The organism is Paracoccus sp. P2 (genome assembly GCF_046335115.1).
Lineage (GTDB): Bacteria > Pseudomonadota > Alphaproteobacteria > Rhodobacterales > Rhodobacteraceae > Paracoccus > Paracoccus pantotrophus.
Map to the genome: position 1 here is coordinate 71930 of NZ_JBGOSN010000015.1, position 20917 is coordinate 92846.

The 20917-nt window shown below is 65.4% G+C and carries 28 protein-coding genes; all 28 read right to left on the reverse strand.

The window, feature by feature from the left end:
- Window positions 1-92: 92 nt before the first annotated feature.
- The 28 genes from ACDP63_RS11645 to rplN all read right to left on the reverse strand — a co-directional run bounded on the left by ACDP63_RS11645 (window position 93) and on the right by rplN (window position 20882).
- Window positions 93-866 carry an amino acid ABC transporter ATP-binding protein gene (locus ACDP63_RS11645; protein WP_024844084.1) on the reverse strand — a complete coding sequence of 258 codons (774 nt, stop codon included), beginning with the start codon at window positions 864-866 and terminating at the stop codon, window positions 93-95.
- A 10-nt stretch (window positions 867-876) separates the two neighbouring features.
- On the reverse strand, window positions 877-2331 hold the full coding sequence (locus ACDP63_RS11650; protein WP_024844083.1) for an amino acid ABC transporter permease: 1455 nt from the start codon (window positions 2329-2331) through the stop codon (window positions 877-879).
- 1 nt (window position 2332) lies between these two features.
- The gene (locus ACDP63_RS11655; RefSeq protein ID WP_024844082.1) at window positions 2333-3586 is read right to left on the reverse strand and encodes an amino acid ABC transporter permease; all 1254 of its coding nucleotides are present in this window, start codon (window positions 3584-3586) and stop codon (window positions 2333-2335) included.
- 113 nt (window positions 3587-3699) lie between these two features.
- Window positions 3700-4725 (reverse strand): amino acid ABC transporter substrate-binding protein, encoded by a 1026-nt coding sequence (locus tag ACDP63_RS11660; RefSeq protein WP_024844081.1) that lies wholly within the window; start codon window positions 4723-4725, stop codon window positions 3700-3702.
- A 153-nt stretch (window positions 4726-4878) separates the two neighbouring features.
- On the reverse strand, window positions 4879-5589 hold the full coding sequence (locus ACDP63_RS11665; RefSeq protein ID WP_024844080.1) for an ATP12 family chaperone protein: 711 nt from the start codon (window positions 5587-5589) through the stop codon (window positions 4879-4881).
- Window positions 5582-6244, reverse strand: coding sequence for an HAD-IA family hydrolase (locus ACDP63_RS11670; RefSeq protein ID WP_024844079.1), 663 nt, complete (start codon window positions 6242-6244; stop codon window positions 5582-5584). The genes ACDP63_RS11665 and ACDP63_RS11670 overlap by 8 nt, the downstream gene beginning before the upstream one ends.
- A 6-nt stretch (window positions 6245-6250) precedes the next feature.
- Window positions 6251-7297 carry an RluA family pseudouridine synthase gene (locus ACDP63_RS11675; protein ID WP_024844078.1) on the reverse strand — a complete coding sequence of 349 codons (1047 nt, stop codon included), beginning with the start codon at window positions 7295-7297 and terminating at the stop codon, window positions 6251-6253.
- Window positions 7294-7668 carry a fluoride efflux transporter CrcB gene (gene crcB / locus ACDP63_RS11680; protein ID WP_024844077.1) on the reverse strand — a complete coding sequence of 125 codons (375 nt, stop codon included), beginning with the start codon at window positions 7666-7668 and terminating at the stop codon, window positions 7294-7296. Before crcB ends, ACDP63_RS11675 begins: the two co-directional genes overlap by 4 nt.
- Window positions 7665-8993: a replication-associated recombination protein A gene (locus tag ACDP63_RS11685; RefSeq protein WP_024844076.1), complete on the reverse strand. Its 1329-nt coding sequence runs from the start codon at window positions 8991-8993 to the stop codon at window positions 7665-7667. The genes crcB and ACDP63_RS11685 overlap by 4 nt, the downstream gene beginning before the upstream one ends.
- A 61-nt stretch (window positions 8994-9054) precedes the next feature.
- On the reverse strand, window positions 9055-9645 hold the full coding sequence (locus ACDP63_RS11690; RefSeq protein ID WP_024844075.1) for an acyl-homoserine-lactone synthase: 591 nt from the start codon (window positions 9643-9645) through the stop codon (window positions 9055-9057).
- 67 nt (window positions 9646-9712) lie between these two features.
- The gene (locus tag ACDP63_RS11695; protein WP_011747126.1) at window positions 9713-10324 is read right to left on the reverse strand and encodes an autoinducer binding domain-containing protein; all 612 of its coding nucleotides are present in this window, start codon (window positions 10322-10324) and stop codon (window positions 9713-9715) included.
- Window positions 10325-10672: 348 nt separating this feature from the next.
- Window positions 10673-11095 carry a 50S ribosomal protein L17 gene (gene rplQ, locus ACDP63_RS11700; RefSeq protein ID WP_024844074.1) on the reverse strand — a complete coding sequence of 141 codons (423 nt, stop codon included), beginning with the start codon at window positions 11093-11095 and terminating at the stop codon, window positions 10673-10675.
- Window positions 11096-11202: 107 nt separating this feature from the next.
- Window positions 11203-12219 carry a DNA-directed RNA polymerase subunit alpha gene (locus ACDP63_RS11705; protein WP_024844073.1) on the reverse strand — a complete coding sequence of 339 codons (1017 nt, stop codon included), beginning with the start codon at window positions 12217-12219 and terminating at the stop codon, window positions 11203-11205.
- Between the two features lie 121 nt (window positions 12220-12340).
- On the reverse strand, window positions 12341-12730 hold the full coding sequence (gene rpsK, locus ACDP63_RS11710; protein WP_011747123.1) for a 30S ribosomal protein S11: 390 nt from the start codon (window positions 12728-12730) through the stop codon (window positions 12341-12343).
- Between the two features lie 12 nt (window positions 12731-12742).
- Window positions 12743-13111, reverse strand: a complete 369-nt coding sequence (gene rpsM, locus ACDP63_RS11715) for a 30S ribosomal protein S13 (protein WP_024844072.1) — start codon at window positions 13109-13111, stop codon at window positions 12743-12745.
- 163 nt (window positions 13112-13274) lie between these two features.
- Window positions 13275-13931, reverse strand: coding sequence for an adenylate kinase (locus tag ACDP63_RS11720; RefSeq protein WP_024844071.1), 657 nt, complete (start codon window positions 13929-13931; stop codon window positions 13275-13277).
- 40 nt (window positions 13932-13971) lie between these two features.
- Entirely contained in the window at window positions 13972-15345 is a 1374-nt protein-coding gene (gene secY / locus ACDP63_RS11725; RefSeq protein ID WP_024844070.1) for a preprotein translocase subunit SecY, read from the reverse strand.
- 104 nt (window positions 15346-15449) lie between these two features.
- Window positions 15450-15947, reverse strand: a complete 498-nt coding sequence (gene rplO / locus ACDP63_RS11730) for a 50S ribosomal protein L15 (protein ID WP_024844069.1) — start codon at window positions 15945-15947, stop codon at window positions 15450-15452.
- 299 nt (window positions 15948-16246) lie between these two features.
- Complete coding sequence (locus ACDP63_RS11735) at window positions 16247-16984, reverse strand: hypothetical protein (protein ID WP_024844068.1); 738 nt, start codon at window positions 16982-16984, stop codon at window positions 16247-16249.
- 131 nt (window positions 16985-17115) lie between these two features.
- Window positions 17116-17304, reverse strand: coding sequence for a 50S ribosomal protein L30 (gene rpmD, locus ACDP63_RS11740; RefSeq protein ID WP_024844067.1), 189 nt, complete (start codon window positions 17302-17304; stop codon window positions 17116-17118).
- Window positions 17305-17316: 12 nt separating this feature from the next.
- Window positions 17317-17883: a 30S ribosomal protein S5 gene (gene rpsE, locus ACDP63_RS11745; protein ID WP_024844066.1), complete on the reverse strand. Its 567-nt coding sequence runs from the start codon at window positions 17881-17883 to the stop codon at window positions 17317-17319.
- 117 nt (window positions 17884-18000) lie between these two features.
- Complete coding sequence (gene rplR, locus ACDP63_RS11750; RefSeq protein ID WP_036747354.1) at window positions 18001-18360, reverse strand: 50S ribosomal protein L18; 360 nt, start codon at window positions 18358-18360, stop codon at window positions 18001-18003.
- Window positions 18361-18371: 11 nt separating this feature from the next.
- A complete protein-coding gene (gene rplF / locus ACDP63_RS11755; protein ID WP_024844064.1) occupies window positions 18372-18905 on the reverse strand; it encodes a 50S ribosomal protein L6 in 534 nt (177 codons plus the stop codon).
- 11 nt (window positions 18906-18916) lie between these two features.
- Window positions 18917-19315: a 30S ribosomal protein S8 gene (rpsH, locus tag ACDP63_RS11760; protein ID WP_024844063.1), complete on the reverse strand. Its 399-nt coding sequence runs from the start codon at window positions 19313-19315 to the stop codon at window positions 18917-18919.
- Between the two features lie 9 nt (window positions 19316-19324).
- On the reverse strand, window positions 19325-19630 hold the full coding sequence (gene rpsN / locus ACDP63_RS11765) for a 30S ribosomal protein S14 (protein WP_024844062.1): 306 nt from the start codon (window positions 19628-19630) through the stop codon (window positions 19325-19327).
- Window positions 19631-19648: 18 nt separating this feature from the next.
- Entirely contained in the window at window positions 19649-20209 is a 561-nt protein-coding gene (gene rplE, locus ACDP63_RS11770; protein WP_036747353.1) for a 50S ribosomal protein L5, read from the reverse strand.
- The gene (gene rplX, locus ACDP63_RS11775) at window positions 20209-20514 is read right to left on the reverse strand and encodes a 50S ribosomal protein L24 (protein WP_024844060.1); all 306 of its coding nucleotides are present in this window, start codon (window positions 20512-20514) and stop codon (window positions 20209-20211) included. Before rplX ends, rplE begins: the two co-directional genes overlap by 1 nt.
- Window positions 20514-20882 (reverse strand): 50S ribosomal protein L14, encoded by a 369-nt coding sequence (gene rplN, locus ACDP63_RS11780; RefSeq protein ID WP_010400243.1) that lies wholly within the window; start codon window positions 20880-20882, stop codon window positions 20514-20516. The genes rplX and rplN overlap by 1 nt, the downstream gene beginning before the upstream one ends.
- Between the last annotated feature and the right edge of the window lie 35 nt (window positions 20883-20917).

Sequence of the window (20917 nt, forward strand, 5' to 3'; positions counted from 1 at the left end):
TTCTTCCTTGGAGAAATATCCCGCAGGGGGAGTCCGCCGCGCCCGCGGCGGACGGGGGACGCGAAGTCCCCCTGCGGCGGCGGTGCCGCCGCTCAGTGCCCCAGGATCTGGGACAGGAACAGCTTGGTGCGCTCCGAGCGGGGATTGTTGAAGAACTCCCTGGGCGTGTTCTGCTCGACGATCTGGCCCTGGTCCATGAAGATCACCCGATGCGCCACCGCCTGGGCAAAGCCCATCTCGTGGGTGACGCAGAGCATGGTCATGCCGTCCTCGGCCAGCTCGATCATCGTGTCCAAGACCTCCTTGATCATCTCGGGATCCAGCGCCGAGGTCGGCTCGTCGAACAGCATGATCCGCGGCCGCATGCACAGCGCCCGCGCGATCGCCACCCGCTGTTGCTGGCCGCCCGACAGCTGGCCGGGATATTTATGCGCCTGTTCGGGGATTTTGACCTTGGTCAGGAAATGCATGGCCGTCTCCTCGGCCTCGCGCTTGGGGATCTTGCGCACCCAGATCGGCGCCAGGGTGCAGTTCTCCAGGATGGTCAGATGCGGGAACAGGTTGAAATGCTGAAACACCATCCCGACCTCGGAACGCACCTTGTCGATATTCTTCAGGTCGTGGGTCAGCTCGGTCCCGTCGACGATGATCTTGCCGGCCTGGTGTTCCTCCAGCCGGTTGATGCAGCGGATCAGCGTGGATTTGCCCGAACCCGAAGGCCCGGCGATCACGATACGCTCGCCGCGACTGACGACCAGGTCGATGTCGCGCAGCACGTGGAAGGTGCCGTACCATTTGTTCAGCTTGACGATCTCGATGGCGGCCTCGTCGCCTGCGGCGGGGATCGCGGTGGTTTGCCTGGTCATGAACGCCTCCTCAGCGGTGGTCGCGCTTCAGCCGGCGTTCCAGATACATGGAATAGCGCGACATGCCGAAGCAGAGGATGAAGAAGATCGCGCCGACGAAGATATAGGGCTCCCAATAGGCGCCTTTCCATTCAAAGCTTGCGCGGATGGTGTCGGCCATGGCCTTCAAGGGGTCGAACAGCCCGACGAAGACGACCAGCGTGGTGTCCTTGAACATGCCGATGAAGGTCGAGACGATGCCGGGGATCGAGATCTTCAGCGCCTGCGGCAGCACGATCAGCCGCTGCGCCTTCCAGTAGTCCAGCCCCAGCGCATCGGCTGCCTCGTACTGGCCCTTGGGCAGCGCGGCCAGCCCGCCGCGGATCACCTCGGCCATATAGGCGGCGGCGAACAGCGTCACCATGATGATGACCCGCAGGATGATGTCGAAATTCGTGCCCGGCGGCAGGAAATAGTTCAGCAGCAGCGAGGCCACGAACAAGAGCGTGATCAGCGGCACGCCGCGGATGAACTCGATGAACATCACCGCCAACAGCTTGATCACCGGCAGGTCCGAGCGCCGCGCCAAGGCCAGGATCACCCCCAGCGGCAAGGACAGCGCGATGCCGGCGACGCCGATGGTGATCGACAGCACGAAGCCGCCGAACTGGTCCGAGGAGACCGGCCGCAGCCGCAACGGCAGAACCCCCGCCAGCATCGAGGCCAGCGGCCCGGCCAAGAGCAGCCACCAGGCCACCGCCGCCACCACCGCCAGCGCAAAGGCCAGCAACCCGAACCGCGCCGCCAGCAGCCGCCAGACCACGAAGCCCAGGCCGAAGCCGGCCAGCACCATCGCCTCGCTCCACAGCGATCCGCCCCAGAGCAGCCAGACGGCGATGAAGGGATAGACCAGGCTGGCCAGCAGCGACCATTGCGGGCGCGTCTCGATCAGCGCGGCCCAGGCCAGCATCAGCACGGCCATTCCCATCAGCGCCGCCATGGGGGCGCCCAGCACCATGGCGATGACGAAGGTCAGCGCCATCGACAGGCCCAGCACGATGCGCCGCGCCCTGGCGCTTTCGGAAAACAGCACCGGCGCCAGCGCCAGGAACAGCAGACCGAAAGCCAGCACCGGACGCCAGTACAGCGCCTGCGGATAGAAGCCGAACATGAACTGGTTCCAGCGATGCTTGATCAGGGCGAAACAGGCGCCGGTGGCGCCCTGCCCCCAGGTCTCGGCGATGACCTGGCGGCATTCGGCCATGCTGCCGGCGTTCCAGACCGAATGCGACAACCAGGGACCGACGGTGCTGACCACCAGCCAGACGATGCCCAGCCCGACAAAGGTCAGCGCGATGTTCAGCGGCCCCGAGAACAGGTTCTCGCGCAGCCATTTGATCGCGCCGGATTCGGCCAGAGGCGGCGGCTCGGGCGGCAGCATTGTCTCGCGGACATAGGCGACGGTTTCGGAATGCGTGTCGCTCATCTCACCGCTCCTTCAGCTTGACGCGGGCGTTGAAGACATTCATCCCGGCCGAGATGATCAGGCTGAGCGCCAGATAGATGCCCATCATCAGCACCATGCATTCCATCTCGCGCCCGGTCTGGTTCAGCGTGGTGCCGCCCAGCGTGCCGCGCAGGTCCATGTAGCCGACCGCGATGGCCAGCGAGCTGTTCTTGGTCAGGTTCAGGTATTGCGAGATCAGCGGCGGCACGATCACCCGCAGCGCCTGCGGCAGCACCACCAGCGACATGGTGCGGCGCGGCCGCAGGCCCAGGGCAAAGGCCGCCTCGGTCTGGCCGCGGCTGACGGCCAGAATGCCGGCGCGCACGATCTCGGCGATGAAGGCGCCGGTATAAAGCGTCAGCGCCAGCCACAGCACCACGAAGGCGTTGTCGAGGTTGATGCCATCGGCGAAGTTGAAGCCGCGCAGCACCGGCGGGATCAGGTGCAGGCCGAAATACCAGGTCAGAAACAGCACCGGCACGGCGAACATCGCCAGGCTGATCCACCAGGTCCGCGGCCGCTTGCCGGTCTGGTCCTGCACCCGTTGCGCCCAGCGCCGCAGCAGCCGCCAGCTGGTCCAGGCCGCGGCGATGACCACGACATAGGCGATCAGCGCCCAGCTGATCCCCTCGCGCCCCAGCGAGATGGTGCCGGGCGGGTTGGTCATGCCGATCGAGGGGATGGCGGTATAGCGGTTGGTCGGCGCGATCATGTCGAACAGGATCATCTCCGCGGCCGGGTTCTCGCCCCGATAGGCATTGGGCGGCGGCATGACCTCGGTGAAGATCGCAAGGCAGACCAGGATCCACAGCAACAGGGGAATGTTGCGGAAGATCTCGACATAGACCGTCATCAGCCGCGCGATCAGCCAGTTCGAGGACAGCCGCAGCACGCCCACGATCACCCCCAGGATCGTCGCCGCGATACAGCCCATGATCGAGACCAGCAGCGTGTTCAGCAGCCCGATCACCGTGGCGCGCAGATGGGTGTCGTCGGAATTGTACGGGATCAGCTGCTGCGGAATGTCGTATCCGGCGCGCCGGAACAGGAAATCGAAGCTGAGCGTCTTGCCCATGGCGGACAGGTTGCGCAGCGTGTTGTCGATCAGCCAACTCGCCGCCAGCATCACCAGGATGAAGACGATGGCTTGCAGGGTCAGCGAGCGATAGCGCCGATCATAGATCAGCATCGATAACCGGAACGGCGGATTGTCCGCCCCCGTATAGGTGACCATGTATTAACCCCCTGTATCCGGCTTGAATGACGGGCCTTCGGCCTCTGGCTTGCCGGCTTTCGTTCGGGGGCGCGCGGGGGCATGCACCCCCGCGCGCCCTTGTTCAGATGCGATTACCGGAAGGGCATCGCATACATCAGGCCGCCCTGGGTCCATTGCGCGTTCAGCCCGCGCGCCAGCCCGATGGGGGTCTGCTCGCCGATGGTGGCGGCAAAGATCTCGCCATAGTTGCCGCCGGCCTTGATGGCGCGCTTGGCCCATTCGGCGTCCAGCCCGATCATCTTGCCCAGCTCGTCGGTGGTTCCCAGCAGGCGCTGGACCTCGGGGTTGTTCGAGCTTTTCGCCAGTTCGTCGATATTGGCCGAGGTGACGCCGTATTCCTCGGCCGCGATCAGCGCGTAGAGCGTCCAGCGCGTGATGTCGCCCCAGTTGTTATCGCCATGGCGCACCGCCGGGCCCAGCGGCTCCTTCGAGATGATCTCGGGCAGGATGATGTGGTTTTCCGGGTCGGCGAAGCTGGCGCGGGTCGCGGCCAGGCCCGAGGCGTCGGTCGTATAGGCATCGCAGGCGCCGGCCATGTATTGCTGTTCGCCCTCGGCATTGCTGTCGATGTTGACCGGCTGGTAATCCATGTTGTTGGCCTTGAAGTAATCGGCCAGGTTCAGTTCGGTCGTGGTGCCGGTCTGGATGCAGATCGTGGCGCCGTTCAGCTCCTTGGCCGAGCTGACGCCCAGATCCTTGCGGACCATGAAGCCTTGGCCGTCGTAATAGTTCACGCCGATGAAATCCAGCTTGAGGTCGGTATCGCGCTGGAAGGTCCAGGTGGAGTTGCGGGCCAGCAGGTCCACCTCGCCCGAGGAAAGCGCCGTGAAGCGGGTCTGGCCGGTGGTCGGCACGTATTTCACCTTGGTCGCGTCGCCCAGCACCGCCGCGGCCACGGCCTTGCAGAAGGCAACGTCGAAGCCCGACCAGTTGCCGCTCGCGTCAGGGGCGGCAAAGCCGATCAGGCCGGTGTTCACCCCACAGTTCAGCACGCCGCGGGCCTTGACCTCCTTCAGCGTGTCACCCTCTGCGGCCAAAGCACCCGAGGCCGCCAGCGCGACCGCCGTCACAGAGCCGAAGAATACAGATTTCTTCATTGATTTCCCCACTGTTGTTCCGGGTCTCGCCCAAGGATGCACCATCTGAAGGGTCGTTGGCGAGCCCGTTTGAGCAAGGGGCATTCGTCACCCCCATAAGCGGCATTGTGCCGATGGCGGCGGGTGCGTCAAGAAAGAACCAAAACGCGCCCCTCAGCCGCGGCTGAGCAGCCAGAACCGCTCAGAATCGCGCATGGCGGCCAGTCGGCCTGCCGCCGCCTCGTCGGCTTCGGCATCGCGACCCCAGCGTTGTGCCTGAAATTCCTCGTCAATCCTGGACAGGGCATGGGCGGTCTCGGCGTCAATCCGGCCGCGGATCACCGCCAGCCCCAGGATCAGCGAGCCGGGCAGAGTCACCAGATCGTGCAGGGCCGTCAGGCCAAAGGGATCCAGGGCCGCGACCTCTGCGCGCAATTTCAGCAGCGCGACCGGATCCTGCGGCACCGGGATCACGCCATGGGTGATGCGCAGCGGCGCCCGCAATTCGGTCGCCGCCCAGTCGATCAGCGGATCCCACCCCTCGGCCTGGGCGCGCACCAGCGCCTCGGGCGCATCGGCGCGATAGGACAGCAGGTCGGTGCCGCCATAATCGCCCAGCATCGCCGCCACCGCGTCGAATTGCGGCACGACCTTTTCGATGGCGGAATTGGCCGCGCGGGTCAGCGGCATGGCATTGGGGTCGATCACCTCCTGCACCGCCTGCCATTCCTGGGCCACGGCCAGGGCCAGCGCCTCGGTCGGCAGGCGCAGCGGCTGCTTGCCGGGCGTGCGCAGCGGGCGCTCGTCCAGAAGGACGCTCCAGCCGTCCGCTTCGTCGTGGATCGCGACGGATGCCCAGAAACGGCGCGCCTTCCATTCACTCATCGGCCCACTCCAGCAGCGCGCGGGTCAGCGCGGGATAGTCGGGCGCGACCAGATGCGCGCCGGCCGCATGCAATTCCTCGACCGGGCAAAAGCCCCAGCCGACGCCAAAGCCGGCGACGCCGGCCGCCCGCGCCATTTCCATGTCGAAGGTGGAATCGCCCACCATCACCGCCCGCCCGGCGCCCACGCCGGTTTCCGACAGCGCGCTTTCCAGCATGGCCGGATGCGGCTTGGAGGGATGCCCATCCGCCGATTGCCGGGTGATGAAGCGCCGGGTCAGCCCATGCGCATCCAGGATCGCCGCCAGCCCCCGCGCCGGCTTGCCGGTGGCGATGCCCAACAGCAGCTCGTCCCGCGCGGCCAGCGCGTCCAGGCAGTCCAGCGCGCCCGGATAAAGCGGCGGCAGCGCCCCCGCCGCGCGCGAGGCGATGAAGGATTCGCGATAGCCGGCGACGACCCGCCCGTGCAACTCGGGGCCGGCACCGGGCAAGAGCCGCGCCACCGCGACCGGCAGCGACAGGCCGACGATGGAAAGAATGCGGGCCGGCTCCATCTCGGGCAGGCCGGCACCCTGCATGGCGCGGTTCATCGCCTGGGTGATCTCGAGCTGGCTGTCGACCAGCGTGCCGTCGATGTCGAAGATGACCAGTCTCATGGCGTCCTATGCTGTCTCGGCAAAGGGGTCTTCGGGCACGTCGTTTTCCGACCAGCCCAGCGTCTTCCAGGTGCGGCTCATGTGATCGGGCAAGGGCGCGGTCACGGTGATCAGCTTCTTGGTGATCGGATGCTCGAAGCGGATCATGCGCGCATGCAGGTGCAGCTTGCGGCTGATCTCTCCACCCAGCTGGGCGCCCCAGCCGTCGCCCAGGTTCTCTTGCCCCGAGCCGCCGTATTTGCCGTCGCCGACGATGGGATGGCCGATCTCGGCCATATGGGCGCGCAGCTGGTGGGTACGGCCGGTGACGGGCACCATGGCCACCCAGCTGACCCGGCCGCCCAGGGCATCCAGCACGGCATAATCGGTATGGGCGCGCTTGGCGCCCTCGGTCGTGGCAATGGCCGAGGGATGCACGGCCATCATCTTTTCGCCCTCGCCGCCCCGGCCGCGGCCCGGCGCCTTGACGAGGCCGTATTTGATCGAGCCCATGCGCGGATGCGGCACGCCCGCCACGGCGGCCCAGTAGATCTTGCGGGTCAGCCGGTGCCGGAACGCCTCGGAAAGCGCGCGGGCGATGCGGTCGGTGCGCGCCAGCAGCAGCACGCCCGAGGTGTCCTTGTCCAGCCGATGCACCAGCTTCGGCCGGTCCTTGTAGCCGAACATCAGCGCCGCGGTCAGCCCGTCCACATGCCGGTCGCCCTGCCCCGAGCCGCCCTGCGAGGGCAGGCCCGGCGGCTTGTTCAGGGCGATGACATGCTCGTCGCGCCACAGGACGCAGGACTGGATCATCTCGGCATCGGACTGCTTGACGCGGGGCTTCGCCGCCGGCGCCGGGGCGTCGCCCTCGGGCAGCGGCGGCACGCGAATCTCCTGCCCGGCCTCGATACGGGTATTGGCCCTGACCCGGCCGCCGTCGACGCGCAGCTGGCCGGTGCGGCACCATTTCTCGACCGCGCCCTGGGTCAGCTGCGGAAACCGCTTCTTGAGCCAGCGGTCGATGCGCTGCTCGGCCTCGTCCGCGCCGACGCGGATGGTCTGCACGCCGCTCATGCGAAGATCCCCCGGCCGATGGCCAGACCCGCGACCACAGCCGCCAGCGACAGCAGGACCGAGCCCAGCACATAGCCGAGCGCGGCGGCGGCAGCGCCGCGTTCCCACAGCGTCAGACTGTCCAGCGCGAAGGCGGAAAAAGTGGTGAAGCCGCCCAGCACCCCGGTCAGCAGAAAGGGCGCCAGGTGCTGGCCACCCCGATGCGCCAGCGCCGCCGCCAAGAGCCCCATCGCCAGGCAGCCGGCGACGTTCACGGCCAGCGTGCCCAAGGGAAAGCCGGGGCTCAGCCGCCCGGCCAGGATATTGACCCCGTAGCGCGCCGCGGAACCCATCGCCCCACCCAGCGCGACCTGAAGGAAAGTGTGTTTCATGCTTTGTCCTCTGCCCGCCGCTTCTGACGCAGCCCGGCGAACCATTCAACGCGCTTTTTCAACTCGCGCTCGAATCCGCGCTCGACGGGCAGGTAGAAGACCGGGCGCTTCATGCCGTCGGGGAAATAGTTCTGGCCCGAAAAGGCGTCCTCGGCATCGTGGTCATAGCGATAGCCGGCGCCATAGCCCTGATCCGACATCAGCCCGGTCGGCGCATTCAGGATATGCTTGGGCGGCATCTGGCTGCCCGAACGCCGCGCCAGGTCGCGCGACGCCTTGTAGGCGGCATAGCCGGCATTCGACTTGGGCGCCAGCGCCAGGTAGATCGTGGCCTGCGCCAAGGCCAGCTCGCCCTCGGGGCTGCCCAGGCGTTCGTAAAGCGCCCAGGCGTCCAGGCAATGGCGCTGCGCCGCCGGATCGGCCAGGCCGATATCCTCGATCGCCATGCGGGTCAGGCGGCGGGCCAGGTAGCGGGGGTCTTCGCCCCCCTCCAGCATCCGCGACAGCCAGTAAAGCGCCGCGTCCGGGTCGCTGCCGCGCACCGATTTGTGCAGGGCCGAAATCAGGTTGTAATGCTCGTCGCCGGACTTGTCGTATTTCGCCGCCCGCCGCATCAGCCGCTGCGCCAACTGGTCGGGGTCGAGCTTGCCCCTGACCTTCCAGGCCATCACCTGCTCGATCAGGTTCAGGCAAGCGCGGCCGTCGCCATCGGCCATTTCCAGCAGCCGGTCGCGGGCCTCGGCGGTCAGCGGCAGGGCGCGGTCCAGTTCCTGCTCGGCGCGCTGCGCCAGGCGTTCCAGATCCGCCAGGCCCAGCCGCTCCAGCACGATGACCTGGGCACGGGACAGAAGCGCGGCGTTCAGCTCGAAACTGGGGTTCTCGGTGGTGGCACCGACCAGGGTGATGGTGCCGTCCTCCATATGCGGCAGGAAACTGTCCTGCTGCGCCTTGTTGAAGCGGTGGATTTCGTCGACGAACAGCAGCGTGCCGCGGCTCTGGCTCCGGCGCAGGCGCGCGGCGTCGAACACCTTGCGCAGTTCCGGCACGCCGGAAAAGATCGCCGATATCTGTACGAAGGCCAGGTCCGTTTCCTGCGCCAGAAGCCGGGCGATGGTGGTCTTGCCAACCCCCGGCGGACCCCAGAGGATCAGCGAGGACAGGCTGCCGGCGCCCAGCATGGCGCCCAGCGGACCGTCGGGGCCAAGCACCTTGTCCTGGCCGATGACATCGGACAGCCGGGCCGGACGGATCCGGTCGGCCAGGGGACGCGCCACCGGGCGCGCAGCTTCGCCCGAGGTGGGCGCGGTATCGAATAGGTCTGCCATGCGGGCAACATGTTACGCCGCCCGCATCACGCGCGAAAGGCCCTCCACCCAACGCACCGCATCAGTGCATCTTGGCCGCCAGGTTGATCGAGACGCATTGGAAATAGCCGTCGTCGATCCAGACCACCGGGCCCATGGCCTGCGCGTCCAGCCCGCAGGGCACCAGCCAGCGCGGCCAGGTCGAGGCGACCAGGCACACCAGTCGCGAGGCGCCCAGTTCGCGGGCCGAATTGGTCATCTCGGCGACCAGGTTGAAATGCACCCGGCGGCGTTCGCGCTGCGGGATGGTGTGGTCGACGAACAGGCGGCTGGCTTCCCAGGTTCCGGCCTCGACCGGTGCCGGCTCGTCCAGCAGGTTCTGCGGGATCGAGCCGCCCAGCAGGTTCAGCTGGGCATCACGGATCATGTAGGAATACATGCCGCAGCGCGCCGTGGTGGGCGTCAGCCGCACGCCGGCCAGAACCCGGCCGTTTTCATGGATCGCCACCCAGCGGCTCATGGGCGTGTCGTATTGGTCGAACTCCATGTCGTCGGTCTGGGGCAGGTTCCAGCGCTTCTGGACGATGAAGCTTTGCTTGCGGGCGCGGAAGATGTTCGCGAACAGCTCGCCGTGGTTGTGGAGGTTGGCGAAGGAAAGTGTGGTGGTCTGCATGGTCTTCTCCTGGGGTTCGTGGTGGTGGTGGCCCCCAGGTGTAAACCGCAACGGCGGACGAACCGTATTACAGCAAGCGGTAATCCTTGGCCCGTTGCAGCGCCTCGGCCGTCGTGCGCGCCATGAGTCGTTCGCGTGCCGAGATGAGACGTGCCTTGAATGCGCTTTCCGTTATACCAAGCTTGGCAGCCGCCGCTGCATGACGATCCCCCTCTGCGATACACCGAAGGGCCTCTTGCTGAGCCTTCGTCAGGCTCTCCGGCGGCTCCGTGATCTCGTGAAGCCGTCGTAGCGTTGCCGAGATCACGTCGATCTCGTCATCCGTGAATTCCCGCTTGTCATGGGCGAATGCCGCGATGGTGCGCGACTTGATCGGCCCATGCGCCACGACCAGACCGTAATGCAGCCCGTGATCGGCCGCGTCCTGGAGGATCGAAAACGGGTCAGGAATGGGCAGCACGCTCCAGCGGCAGGCGCCGGTGGTCGAGAAGCCCCAGGCAATCGTGGGGTCGCGCAGGGCATAGGCGCGTTCGGAATAGCGCTGGGCCCATTCCTTGTTATAGGTCTGGAACTGCATCAGTGGTGCAGCGAAACGAATGTGCAGCCCGATGAAATAGCCCGCCGGAGCAAGCTTTTTCAGCTTGGCGAGTGCTGCATTGATTTCCGCGCGAGACGACATGACTTTTTGGACAGATTGCGTTTTCTTCGGGTTACAACGAAAAATGGCACAGTTCTCAGTGTATTCAAGCAATACCGTGCTTGCGGGCGACGTTTTTCGGAATGCCGTAGGGTCAGCCCGTCGGCACGACAAGGCATAACCGGCTTTTGCCTCCGGGCGCAAGCCGTCCCGCCTCTTGCAATTCCCGTGCGTTTCCTGACGACCGGCACAACTATCGGACGAAAATAAGCGGATACGTTCCCGTTCTTCCCCCATGCCAAGGGCTGCGCACTGTTGCAAAAAGCCCGCAGCCATGACGATGGCTGCGGGCGTCAATGATCGCTTAACCCTAAGAAAGGGTTAAGTTTCTTACGATTCGTCGGCTGCCGATTCGGCTTCCAGGCGGGCACGGTCGGCGGCGCCCTTGGCGCTGGTGTCGCGCTCGACGAATTCGATGATCGCCATCGGGGCCATGTCGCCATAGCGGAAGCCGGCCTTCATGATGCGGACATAGCCGCCCTGCCGGTCCTTGTAGCGGGCACCGAGCACCTCGAACAGTTTCGCGACATGGCTGTCCTGCTTCAGCTGGGCAGCGGCCTGCCGGCGAGCGTGCAGATCGCCGCGCTTGGCCAGGGTGATCAGCTTCTCGACGATGGGACGCAGTTCCTTGGCCTTGGGCAGGGTGGTCTTGATCTGCTCATGCTCGATCAGCGAGCCGGCCATGTTGGCGAAAAGCGCCTTGCGGTGCTCGTGGGTGCGGTTCAGACGGCGATAGCCGCGGGCGTGACGCATGATGTTTCTCCTTCACGTCTTTTGCTTTGTCCGGCAGCCCATGCGTGCGGGCCGCTCTCCTTGGGGCGGAATGCCCGGTCTTGCGGGGGCGTCGCCGCCCCCGAAACTCAGAACTGGTCGTCGAAACGCTTGGCCAGATCCTCGATGTTTTCCGGCGGCCAGTCCACGACGTCCATGCCGAGATGCAGGCCCATGCCCGAGAGCACTTCCTTGATCTCGTTCAGCGACTTGCGGCCGAAGTTCGGCGTGCGCAGCATCTCGGCCTCGGTCTTCTGGATCAGGTCGCCGATATAGACGATGTTGTCGTTCTTGAGGCAGTTCGCCGAACGCACCGACAGTTCCAGCTCGTCCACCTTCTTCAGCAGGCGCGGGTCGAATTCCAGCCCGTCCTCGGCATCCGAGCGGGTGGCGGTTTCCGGCTCGTCGAAGTTGACGAAGACCGAAAGCTGGTCCTGGATGATGCGCGCGGCATAGGCCACGGCGTCTTCCGGGGTCAGCGAACCGTCGGTCTCGACCTTCATGGTCAGCTTGTCATAGTCCAGCACCTGCCCCTCGCGGGTGGGGGTGACCTCGTAGCTGACGCGCTTGACAGGCGAGAAGATGGCGTCGATCGGGATCAGGCCGATGGGCGCATCCTCGGGACGGTTCTTGTCGGCGGCGACATAGCCCTTGCCGTTGGCGACGGTCAGCTCCATGTGCAGTTCCGCCCCCTCGTCGAGATGGCAGATGACATGGTCGCGGTTCAGGATGGTGATGCCGGCGGATTCCTGGATGTCGCCGGCCTTGACCTCGCCCGGACCCTTGGCCGAAAGCGTCAGGCGCTTGGGCGCGTCGACGTCCATCTTCAGCGTGACGCCCTTGAGGTTCAGGACGATGTCGGTGACGTCCTCGCGCACGCCGGGGACGGATGAGAATTCATGCAGCACGTTGTCGATCTGCACCGAGGTGATGGCCGCGCCCTGCAGCGAGGACAGCAGAACCCGGCGCAGCGCATTGCCCAGCGTCAGGCCGAAGCCGCGCTCCAGCGGTTCCGCGACCACGGTGGCCACGCGGGACGAATCGGCGCCCGGCTTGATTTCAAGCTGCGTCGGCTTGATCAGTTCAGCCCAATTCTTGTGGATCATGCGTTTGCCTCCATACCAGTTTCCGACCCATGACCGGTGGCCGGAAACGCCCGAGGTGAAATGCGAAAAGCGCGCCCCGCACGGGACAATCCCGCGCGGAACGCGTCAAAATCTTGCCTGATCAGACCCGGCGGCGTTTCGGCGGGCGGCAGCCGTTATGCGCGATCGGGGTCACGTCACGGATGGCCGTGATGTTGAAGCCGACCGCGGCCAGCGCGCGCAGCGCCGATTCGCGACCCGAGCCGGGGCCCTGAACCTCGACCTCCAGCGTGCGGACGCCGTGTTCCTGCGCCTTCTTGCCAGCGTCTTCGGCGGCCATCTGCGCGGCATAGGGGGTCGATTTGCGCGAACCCTTGAAGCCCATGGTGCCGGCCGACGACCAGGAGATCGCATTGCCCTGCACGTCCGAGATCAGGATCTTGGTGTTGTTGAAGGACGAGTTCACATGCGCCACGCCGGTGGCGATGTTCTTGCGTTCCTTGCGCTTGATGCGGGTTTTATCGCGTGCCATGTCCGTTCCCCCTTACTTCTTCTTGCCGGCGATGGGCTTCGCCGGGCCCTTGCGGGTGCGGGCATTGGTGTGGGTGCGCTGACCGCGGACCGGCAGGCCGCGACGGTGGCGCAGGCCGCGATAGGAGCCCAGGTCCATCAGGCGCTTGATGTTCATCTGCGTCTCGCGGCGCAGGTCGCCCTCGACGGTATAGTTGGCGTCGATGTATTCCCGGATCTTCAGAACTTCGGCATCCGACAGTTCGTTGACGCGGCGCGTGGGCTCGATGCCGACGGCGGTGACGATCTCTTCGGCGAATTTCGAGCCGATCCCGTGGATATAGGTCAGTGCGATCGGGACGCGTTTCCCGGTCGGAATGTTGACGCCAGCAATACGAGCCACGCGTGTTTCCTTTTCCATGTTGCGGTTCCGTAGCACCGGAACCTTTTTTCACAACCAAAGACCCGAAAGCCATGCCTCCGGGCCTTGAAGCGACACCCAGGACATCCGGGTGATTCTCTTGCGAGATGCTGCGAATTAAGGGATTCGTCGCCCAAGGTCAAGCCTAGGACGGGATCCTGTCCAGCACCTTCGCGACCTGGGCGGCCACCTCGTCGATCTCGGCCAGGCCGTCGACCGGGTTCAGGTTACCCTTGACATAGTAATAGCCGATCAGGGGCGAGGTCTTCTTGTAATATTCCATCAGCCGGGTCTTGAGGCTTTCCTCGTTGTCGTCGGCGCGGCGGCGCAGGTCGGTCGAGCCGCAGACATCGCATTTGCCCGGCTCTTTCGTCGGCTTGGTCACGTCGTGATAGACCTCGCCGCAATTGCCGCAGGTGAAACGGCCCGAGATGCGCGCGACCAGCGCCGCATCGTCCACCCGCATCTCGATCACGGCGTCGATGCGCTGGTCCATCTCGGCCATCAACGCCTGCAGCGCGTCGGCCTGGGCCAGGGTGCGCGGGAAGCCGTCGAAGATGAAGCCCTTGCCGCCCCGCCCCAGCTTTTCGCGGATCAGGCCGATGACGATCTCGTCCGTCACCAGCTCGCCGCGGTCCATCACCTCGGCCACGCGCTTGCCCATCTCGGTGCCCGAGCTGCGGGCCTCGCGCAGCATGTCGCCGGTGGAGAGCTGGACGAGGCCGCGCTCCTCGATTAGCCGCCGGGCCTGGGTGCCTTTGCCTGCGCCGGGCGGGCCCAGCAGAATGATGTTGATCGCCATGTCGTCGTCCCTCTCCTACCCTTTTTGGTGGGTTTACCCCTTAACGGCGCGCCGGCGCCTTGCGCGGCTTGGCCGCCCCGGCCTTGCCCCGCTTGCCGCGCAGTTGCGATTTCTCGATCAAACCTTCGTATTGATGGGCGAGCAAGTGGCTTTGCACCTGGTTGATCGTGTCCATGACGACGCTGACCACGATCAGCACCGAAGTCCCGCCGAAATAGAACGGGATCGCCAGCTGGTCGCGGATGATCTCGGGCAAAAGGCAGACAAAGGCCAGATAGGCCGAGCCGATCACCAGCACCCGCGTCACCACATAGGTCAGGTAATCCTCGGTGCGCTTGCCGGGACGGATGCCGGGGATGAAGCCGCCCTGGTTCTTCAGATTCTCGGCCACGTCCTCGGTCTTGAAGCTGACGTTGAAGGTGTAGAAATAGGTGAAGAACACGATCATCGCCGCAAAGAACAGCAGGTAAAGCGGCTGGCCGGGACCGAAATAGGCCAGGATCGTGGACATGATCGGGCCGGTCTGGTTGCCCGAGAAGGTCGAGATCGTCACCGGCAGCAGCAGGAGCGAACTGGCGAAGATCGCCGGGATCACGCCGGCCGGGTTCACCTTGATCGGCAGGTGCGAGGATTGGCCGTCATAGACCTTCATCCCGACCTGGCGGCGCGGATACTGGATGTGGATCTTGCGCAGCGCGCGCTCCATGAACACCACGAAGGCGATGACCGCGGCGACCATGACGATCACTCCCAGGATCACCGGGGTCGAGATGGCGCCCGAGCGGCCCTGGGCCAGGAACTGCGCCAGGCTGCCGGGGATCTCGGCCACGATGCCGACGAAGATGATCAGCGAGATGCCGTTGCCGATGCCGCGGGCGGTGATCTGCTCGCCCAGCCACATCAGGAACATGGTGCCGCCGACCAGGGTGATGACCACCGAGGCGCGGAAGAACATCCCCGGCTCATGCGCCAGGTTGCCATGCTCCAGGCTGACGGCCAGGCCCCAGGCCTGGAACAGCGCCAGCGCCACCGTACCGTAGCGGGTGTATTGGTTGATCTTCTTGCGGCCCTGCTCGCCCTCTTTCTTGAGCTGCTCGAGGGCGGGGACCATCGAGGCCAGCAGCTGCACGATGATCGAGGCCGAGATATAGGGCATGATGCCGAGCGCAAAGACGCCCATGCGCCCCAGCGCGCCGCCGGTGAACATGGACAGGATGCCGCCGATGCCGGCCTGGGCCTGTTCCATGAAGTTGCGCAGCGCGGCGCCGTCGATGCCGGGCACCGGGATATAGGTGCCGAGACGATAGATGATGAGAAGTCCGAGCGTGAACCAGATCCTCTGGCGCAGCTCGGTCGCCTTGCCGAGCGCGCCCCAGGAAAGGTTCGCGGCCATCTGTTCTGCGGCTGACGCCATGCTTCGTGCCCCTTCGTGGCAGCGCCGCCGGATCGTTTCCCGATCCCGCGGCGCCTGGAAAACTTGACAGCTATCTATGGGGCGCGGGCGCGCCCTTCAACAGCTTATTCGGCCGCAGAAGTCTCGGTGGCTGCTTCTTTCGCCGGACGGGTGACGGTGATCTTGCCACCGGCCTTCTCGATGGCCTCGACGGCGGCTTTCGACGCGCCGGCGACGGTCAGGTCCAGCGCGGCCTTGATTTCGCCCTTGGCCAGCACGCGCACACCGTCCAGCTTGCGGCGGATGACACCGGCAGCGACCAGCGCATCCTCGGTCACGGCGGCTTTCGCGTCCAGCTTGCCCGCATCGACGAAGGCTTGCAGCTGGCCCAGGTTCACCACCGCGAATTCCAAGCGATTCGGCTTGCTGAAGCCGCGCTTGGGCAGGCGGCGATACAGCGGCATCTGGCCGCCTTCATAGCCGTTCAGCGCCACGCCCGAACGCGAGGTCTGGCCCTTGATGCCGCGGCCGGCAGTCTTGCCCTTGCCCGAGCCGGGGCCGCGCGCCACGCGCTTTTTCTTGCGGTTGGCGCCGGGATTGTCGTGCAGTTCATGCAGTTTCATGTCGCTTCTCCTGGCCGGAAACGCCCCATGAAGCGAAAGGGGGCGAACGCGGCTTTTCTTGCTTGTTGAGTCGGATGCCCTAGGGCACCGGCGGCTTCTAGCCCCTCGTCGGCGAAGGGTCAAGTTTTCCGCGCATCCGCGCTGGCGCCGGCCCCGCAGCACAAGCACCTGGACCGCTATCGCGGGCGCCGTGCGAAAGCCGTATCCAACCGGGAGCCATGCGGATCCGACGCCCCCGCCCGCATTGTCCGCAACGGCAGTCATGCGTCGGCGAGCCGCGCATCCCGGCCATCGCGGGATCAGAAGCCGACCCAGAATCCCAGCTTTACCGCCGCCTCTCCCTGCCCCGACAACGGCCCGATCGCGCCAAGCTCCAGCTTGACCGGCCCGAACAGCTCGCGCACCGCCGAAGCCGCCAGCCTGCTGGAAAAGCCGCTGTCCTGGCGATCCTCGAGGCGAAGCTGGCCGATCAGCATCAGCCGCTCGGTCGCATGCCAGCCCAGCGTCACCTCGGCCTTGACCGAGGTTTCGGGCGTAAGATAGGCCAGCCGCCCGGCACCGCTGGCGGCCAGCTGGGCGATCTCGGCCTCGTCCCTCAGCTTGCCGGCGACCTTGACCCGCGCCTCGACCGCCAGCCAGCCGCCGCCGGGAATCCGGTCGAGCAGCGGCACCGCGTCAAATCCCCTGCCCCAGCCCGCGCCGACCTGCCCGACCGGCATGTAGATCCCGTTGCGCTCGATCACGCCGCTGCCCAGCGAAAGCGCCCAGCGATCCGCCCCGCGGCCCCGGCCAAGCGGGCGTTGCAGCCAGATCATCGCGCTGGTCTCTCCCGCGCTGGAACGGCCCAGTTCGAATCCCAGCGTCCGCCGCCGCAATCCGTATTCGCCATAAAGCCCGGCATAGCCGTTGCCCCGGGCATCACGCTCGGCCGAGAGCGCCAGGAAGATCTCTTTCACCTGGCGCGGCCAAGGGCTTGCGAGCGCAGGATCGGCCAAGACCATGCAGGCCAAGATCAGGCAGCGAAACAGCGGCGGCACGGCGGGCTCATTCCTGCGAGGATTGCTTCGCCGGAGGCTAAGGGAAATCGGTTAGCAAAAGGTTAATGCGCCAAACAAAACGCCCCGGAGAAGCTCCGGGGCGTTTGCGATGCAATGTGGCGCGGGCGGGATCAGCCGCGCTCTTCCACGATGGTGACCAGATGCGGGATCTTGGCGACCATGCCGCGCACGGCCGGGGTATCCTCCAGCTCGCGGGTGCGGTTCATCTTGTTCAGGCCCAGGCCCTTCAGCGTTTCGCGCTGGATGGCCGGACGGCGGATCGGCGAGCCGATCTGCTTGACGACGATGGTTTTAGCCATATGCCTGTCTCCTTACGCTTCGACGGCGGCTTCGGCCGGCTTGTCGCTGGACGGCAGGATCTCGGCCACCTTCTTGCCGCGGCGCTGCGCGACATTGCGGGGCGAGGCTTCCTTCTTGAGACCGTCGATGGTGGCGCGAATCATGTTGTAGGGGTTCTGCGACCCCAGCGATTTCGCCACGACGTCCTGGACGCCCAGCATCTCGAACACGGCGCGCATCGGACCGCCGGCGATGATGCCGGTGCCCGGAACCGCGGTCCGCATCACCACCCGGCCGGCGCCGTGACGCCCTTCGATGTCATGATGCAGGGTGCGACCGTCGCGCAGCGGCACGCGAACCAGCGAACGCTTCGCCTGTTCGGTCGCCTTGCGGATCGCCTCGGGGACTTCCTTGGCCTTGCCCTTGCCGAAGCCGACGCGGCCACGCTGGTCGCCGACGACCACCAGGGCGGCGAAGCCGAAACGCTTACCGCCCTTGACGGTTTTCGACACGCGGTTGATCGCGACCAGACGGTCGGCAAATTCCGGGGTTTCCTCGCGCTCTTCGCGGCGACCCCGACGGTTTTCACGTTCTGCCATAAGGCATTCCTTCTACGCTGGCGCGCGTCCCGCGCCGTTGAGGCCAATCCTGGTGGGCCGCCGACGGATCGGACGGCCCCCGGATCATCGGGGTGGCGCAGCCGCCACCCGCATTCGTCAGAACTTCAGGCCGCCTTCGCGGGCCGCATCGGCAAGCGCCTTGATCTTGCCGTGGAACAGGAAGCCGCCGCGGTCGAAGATCACCTCTTCGACACCGGCCTTCTTCGCGCGTTCCGCAATCGCGGCGCCGATCTTGGCCGCCGCTTCGACATTGTTCTTGCCGACCACGCCCAGATCCTTCTCGAGCGACGAGGCGGCGGCCAGGGTGACCCCCTTCACGTCGTCGATCACCTGGACGCTGATGTTCTTGGAAGAACGATGAACGGACAGCCGCGGACGGCCGTCCGAGATCTTCCGCAACTTGTTCCGCACGCGCAGGCGGCGCTTCTGGAACAGCTCTCTTTTCGTCAGTGCCATTTTTGCGCCCCTTACTTCTTCTTGCCTTCCTTGCGGAAGACGACCTCACCCTTGTAGCGGATGCCCTTACCCTTGTAGGGCTCGGGGCGACGCCACTCGCGGATGTTCGCGGCGACCTGGCCGACCAGCTGCTGGTCGATGCCTTCCACCACGATCTCGGTCTGTTTCGGAGCCGAGATGGTCACGCCTTCCGGCGTTTCGAAGTTCACGTCATGCGAATAGCCCAGCGAGAGCTTCAGCGTCTTGCCCTGCATCTGGGCGCGGTAGCCGACGCCCTGGATTTCCAGCTCTTTCTTGAAGCCTTCGCTGACGCCGACGGTCAGGTTCTCGACCATCGAGCGGGTCATGCCCCACTGCTGGCGGGCGCGCTTCGACTGGCCGCGGGGGGTCACCTTGACGGCGCCCTCCTCGACGGCCAGCGTCACGTCGTCGGTCGCGGTGAAGCTGCGGCTGCCTTTCGGGCCCTTGACCTCGATGGTCTGGCCCTTGATCTCTGCGGTCACGCCCTTGGGGAGGGCGACCGGCTTCTTACCAATCCGAGACATCTCTGCCCTCCTTAGAACACGGTGCAGAGGACTTCGCCGCCGACATTGGCGCTGCGAGCCGCTGCATCAGACATGACGCCCTTGGGCGTCGAGACGATGGAGACGCCCAGGCCGTTGCGGACCTGCGGCAATTCCTTGACCGAGGCGTAGACCCGGCGGCCGGGCTTGGACACCCGCGCCAGTTCCCGGATCACCGGGGTGCCTTCGTAGTATTTCAGGCTGATTTCCAGCTCGGTATGGCCCGAGGGGGTTTCAACCTTTTCATAGCCGCGGATGTAGCCTTCGGCTTTCAGCACATCCAGCACCCAGGCGCGCAGCTTGGAGGCGGGCGTGCGGACGGTCGATTTGCCGCGCATCTGCGCGTTGCGGATGCGGGTCAGCATATCGCCGAGAGGATCGTTCATCGACATATTGCCCCCTTACCAGCTGGATTTGACCATGCCGGGGATCTGGCCGAACGAGCCGAGCTCGCGCAGCATGATCCGCGACAGTTTCAGTTTACGGTAATACGCATGCGGACGGCCGGTCAGTTGGCACCGGTTGTGCAGACGCGTGGCCGAGGAGTTGCGCGGCAGTTCAGCCAGTTTCAGGCTGGCCTTGAAGCGCTCTTCCATCGGGCGGGACTGATCGTGGACGATCTCGTTCAGCGCGGCGCGCTTGGCGGCGTATTTCTGAACCAGACGCTCGCGCTTCTTCTCGCGCTCGACCATGGATTTCTTTGCCATATCTTCTTCCCTCCGCGATCAGCTGTTGAAAGGCATGTTGAATGCCTTGAGCAGCGACTTCGCTTCCGCGTCGGTCCGCGCGGTGGTGCAGATGATGATGTCCATCCCCAGAACTTCGTCGACCTTGTCGAAGTTGATTTCCGGGAACACGATATGCTCCTTCAGGCCCATGGCATAGTTGCCGCGGCCGTCGAAAGCCGTGCCCTTGACGCCGCGGAAGTCGCGGACGCGGGGCAGCGCGATGTTGATCAGGCGATCCAGGAATTCATACATCCGGTCGCCGCGCAGCGTGACCTTGCAGCCCAGCGGCATCTCTTCCCGGACGCGGAAGCCGGCGATCGACTTCTTGGCCTTGGTGATGACGGCCTTCTGACCAGCGATCAGCGACAGCTCTTCGGCGCCCTGCTTGACCTTCTTGGTGTCCTTGACGGCCTCGCCGATGCCCATGTTCAGGACGATCTTGTCCAGGCGCGGGATCTGCATGTCGTTCTTGTAGCCAAACTCTTCCTTGAGCGTGGCGCGGATCTGGTCCTTGTAGAGCGACTTGAGGCGCGGGGTGTAATTGGCTTGGTCCAGCATCAGATCACGTCTCCCGTGGTCTTGGCGAAACGGACCTTCTTGCCGTCTTCCACGCGGAAGCCGACGCGGGTCGCTTTGCCGTTCTTGTCCAGCAGCGCCAGGTTCGACAGGTCGATCGGCATGGCCTTGGCCACGCGGCCGCCCTGGCTCGTCTGGGTCTGGCGCTGGTGACGGATCGCGATGTTGACGCCGTCAACGACCGCCTTGTTCTCTTTCGGGAACACCGCGGAGATCTCGCCCTGCTTGCCCTTGTCCTTGCCGGTCAGCACGACGACCTTGTCGCCCTTCTTGAGCTTCGCAGCCATCACAGCACCTCCGGCGCAAGCGAGATGATCTTCATGAAGTTCTTGGCCCGCAGCTCGCGCACGACCGGCCCGAAGATACGGGTGCCGACCGGTTCGCCCTGGTTGTTCAGGATGACGGCAGCATTGCGGTCGAAGCGGATCGAGGTGCCGTCCTCGCGCTTCACTTCTTTCGCGGTGCGTACGACGACGGCCTTGCGGACATCGCCCTTCTTCACGCGGCCGCGCGGAATGGCTTCCTTGACGGAGACGACGATGATGTCGCCCACCGACGCATAGCGACGGTGCGAACCACCCAGAACCTTGATGCACTGCACCCGGCGTGCGCCGGAGTTGTCAGCGACATCCAGATTGGTCTGCATCTGGATCATTTGGTTACTCCCGACCTTTGGGGACCGGCGGCACC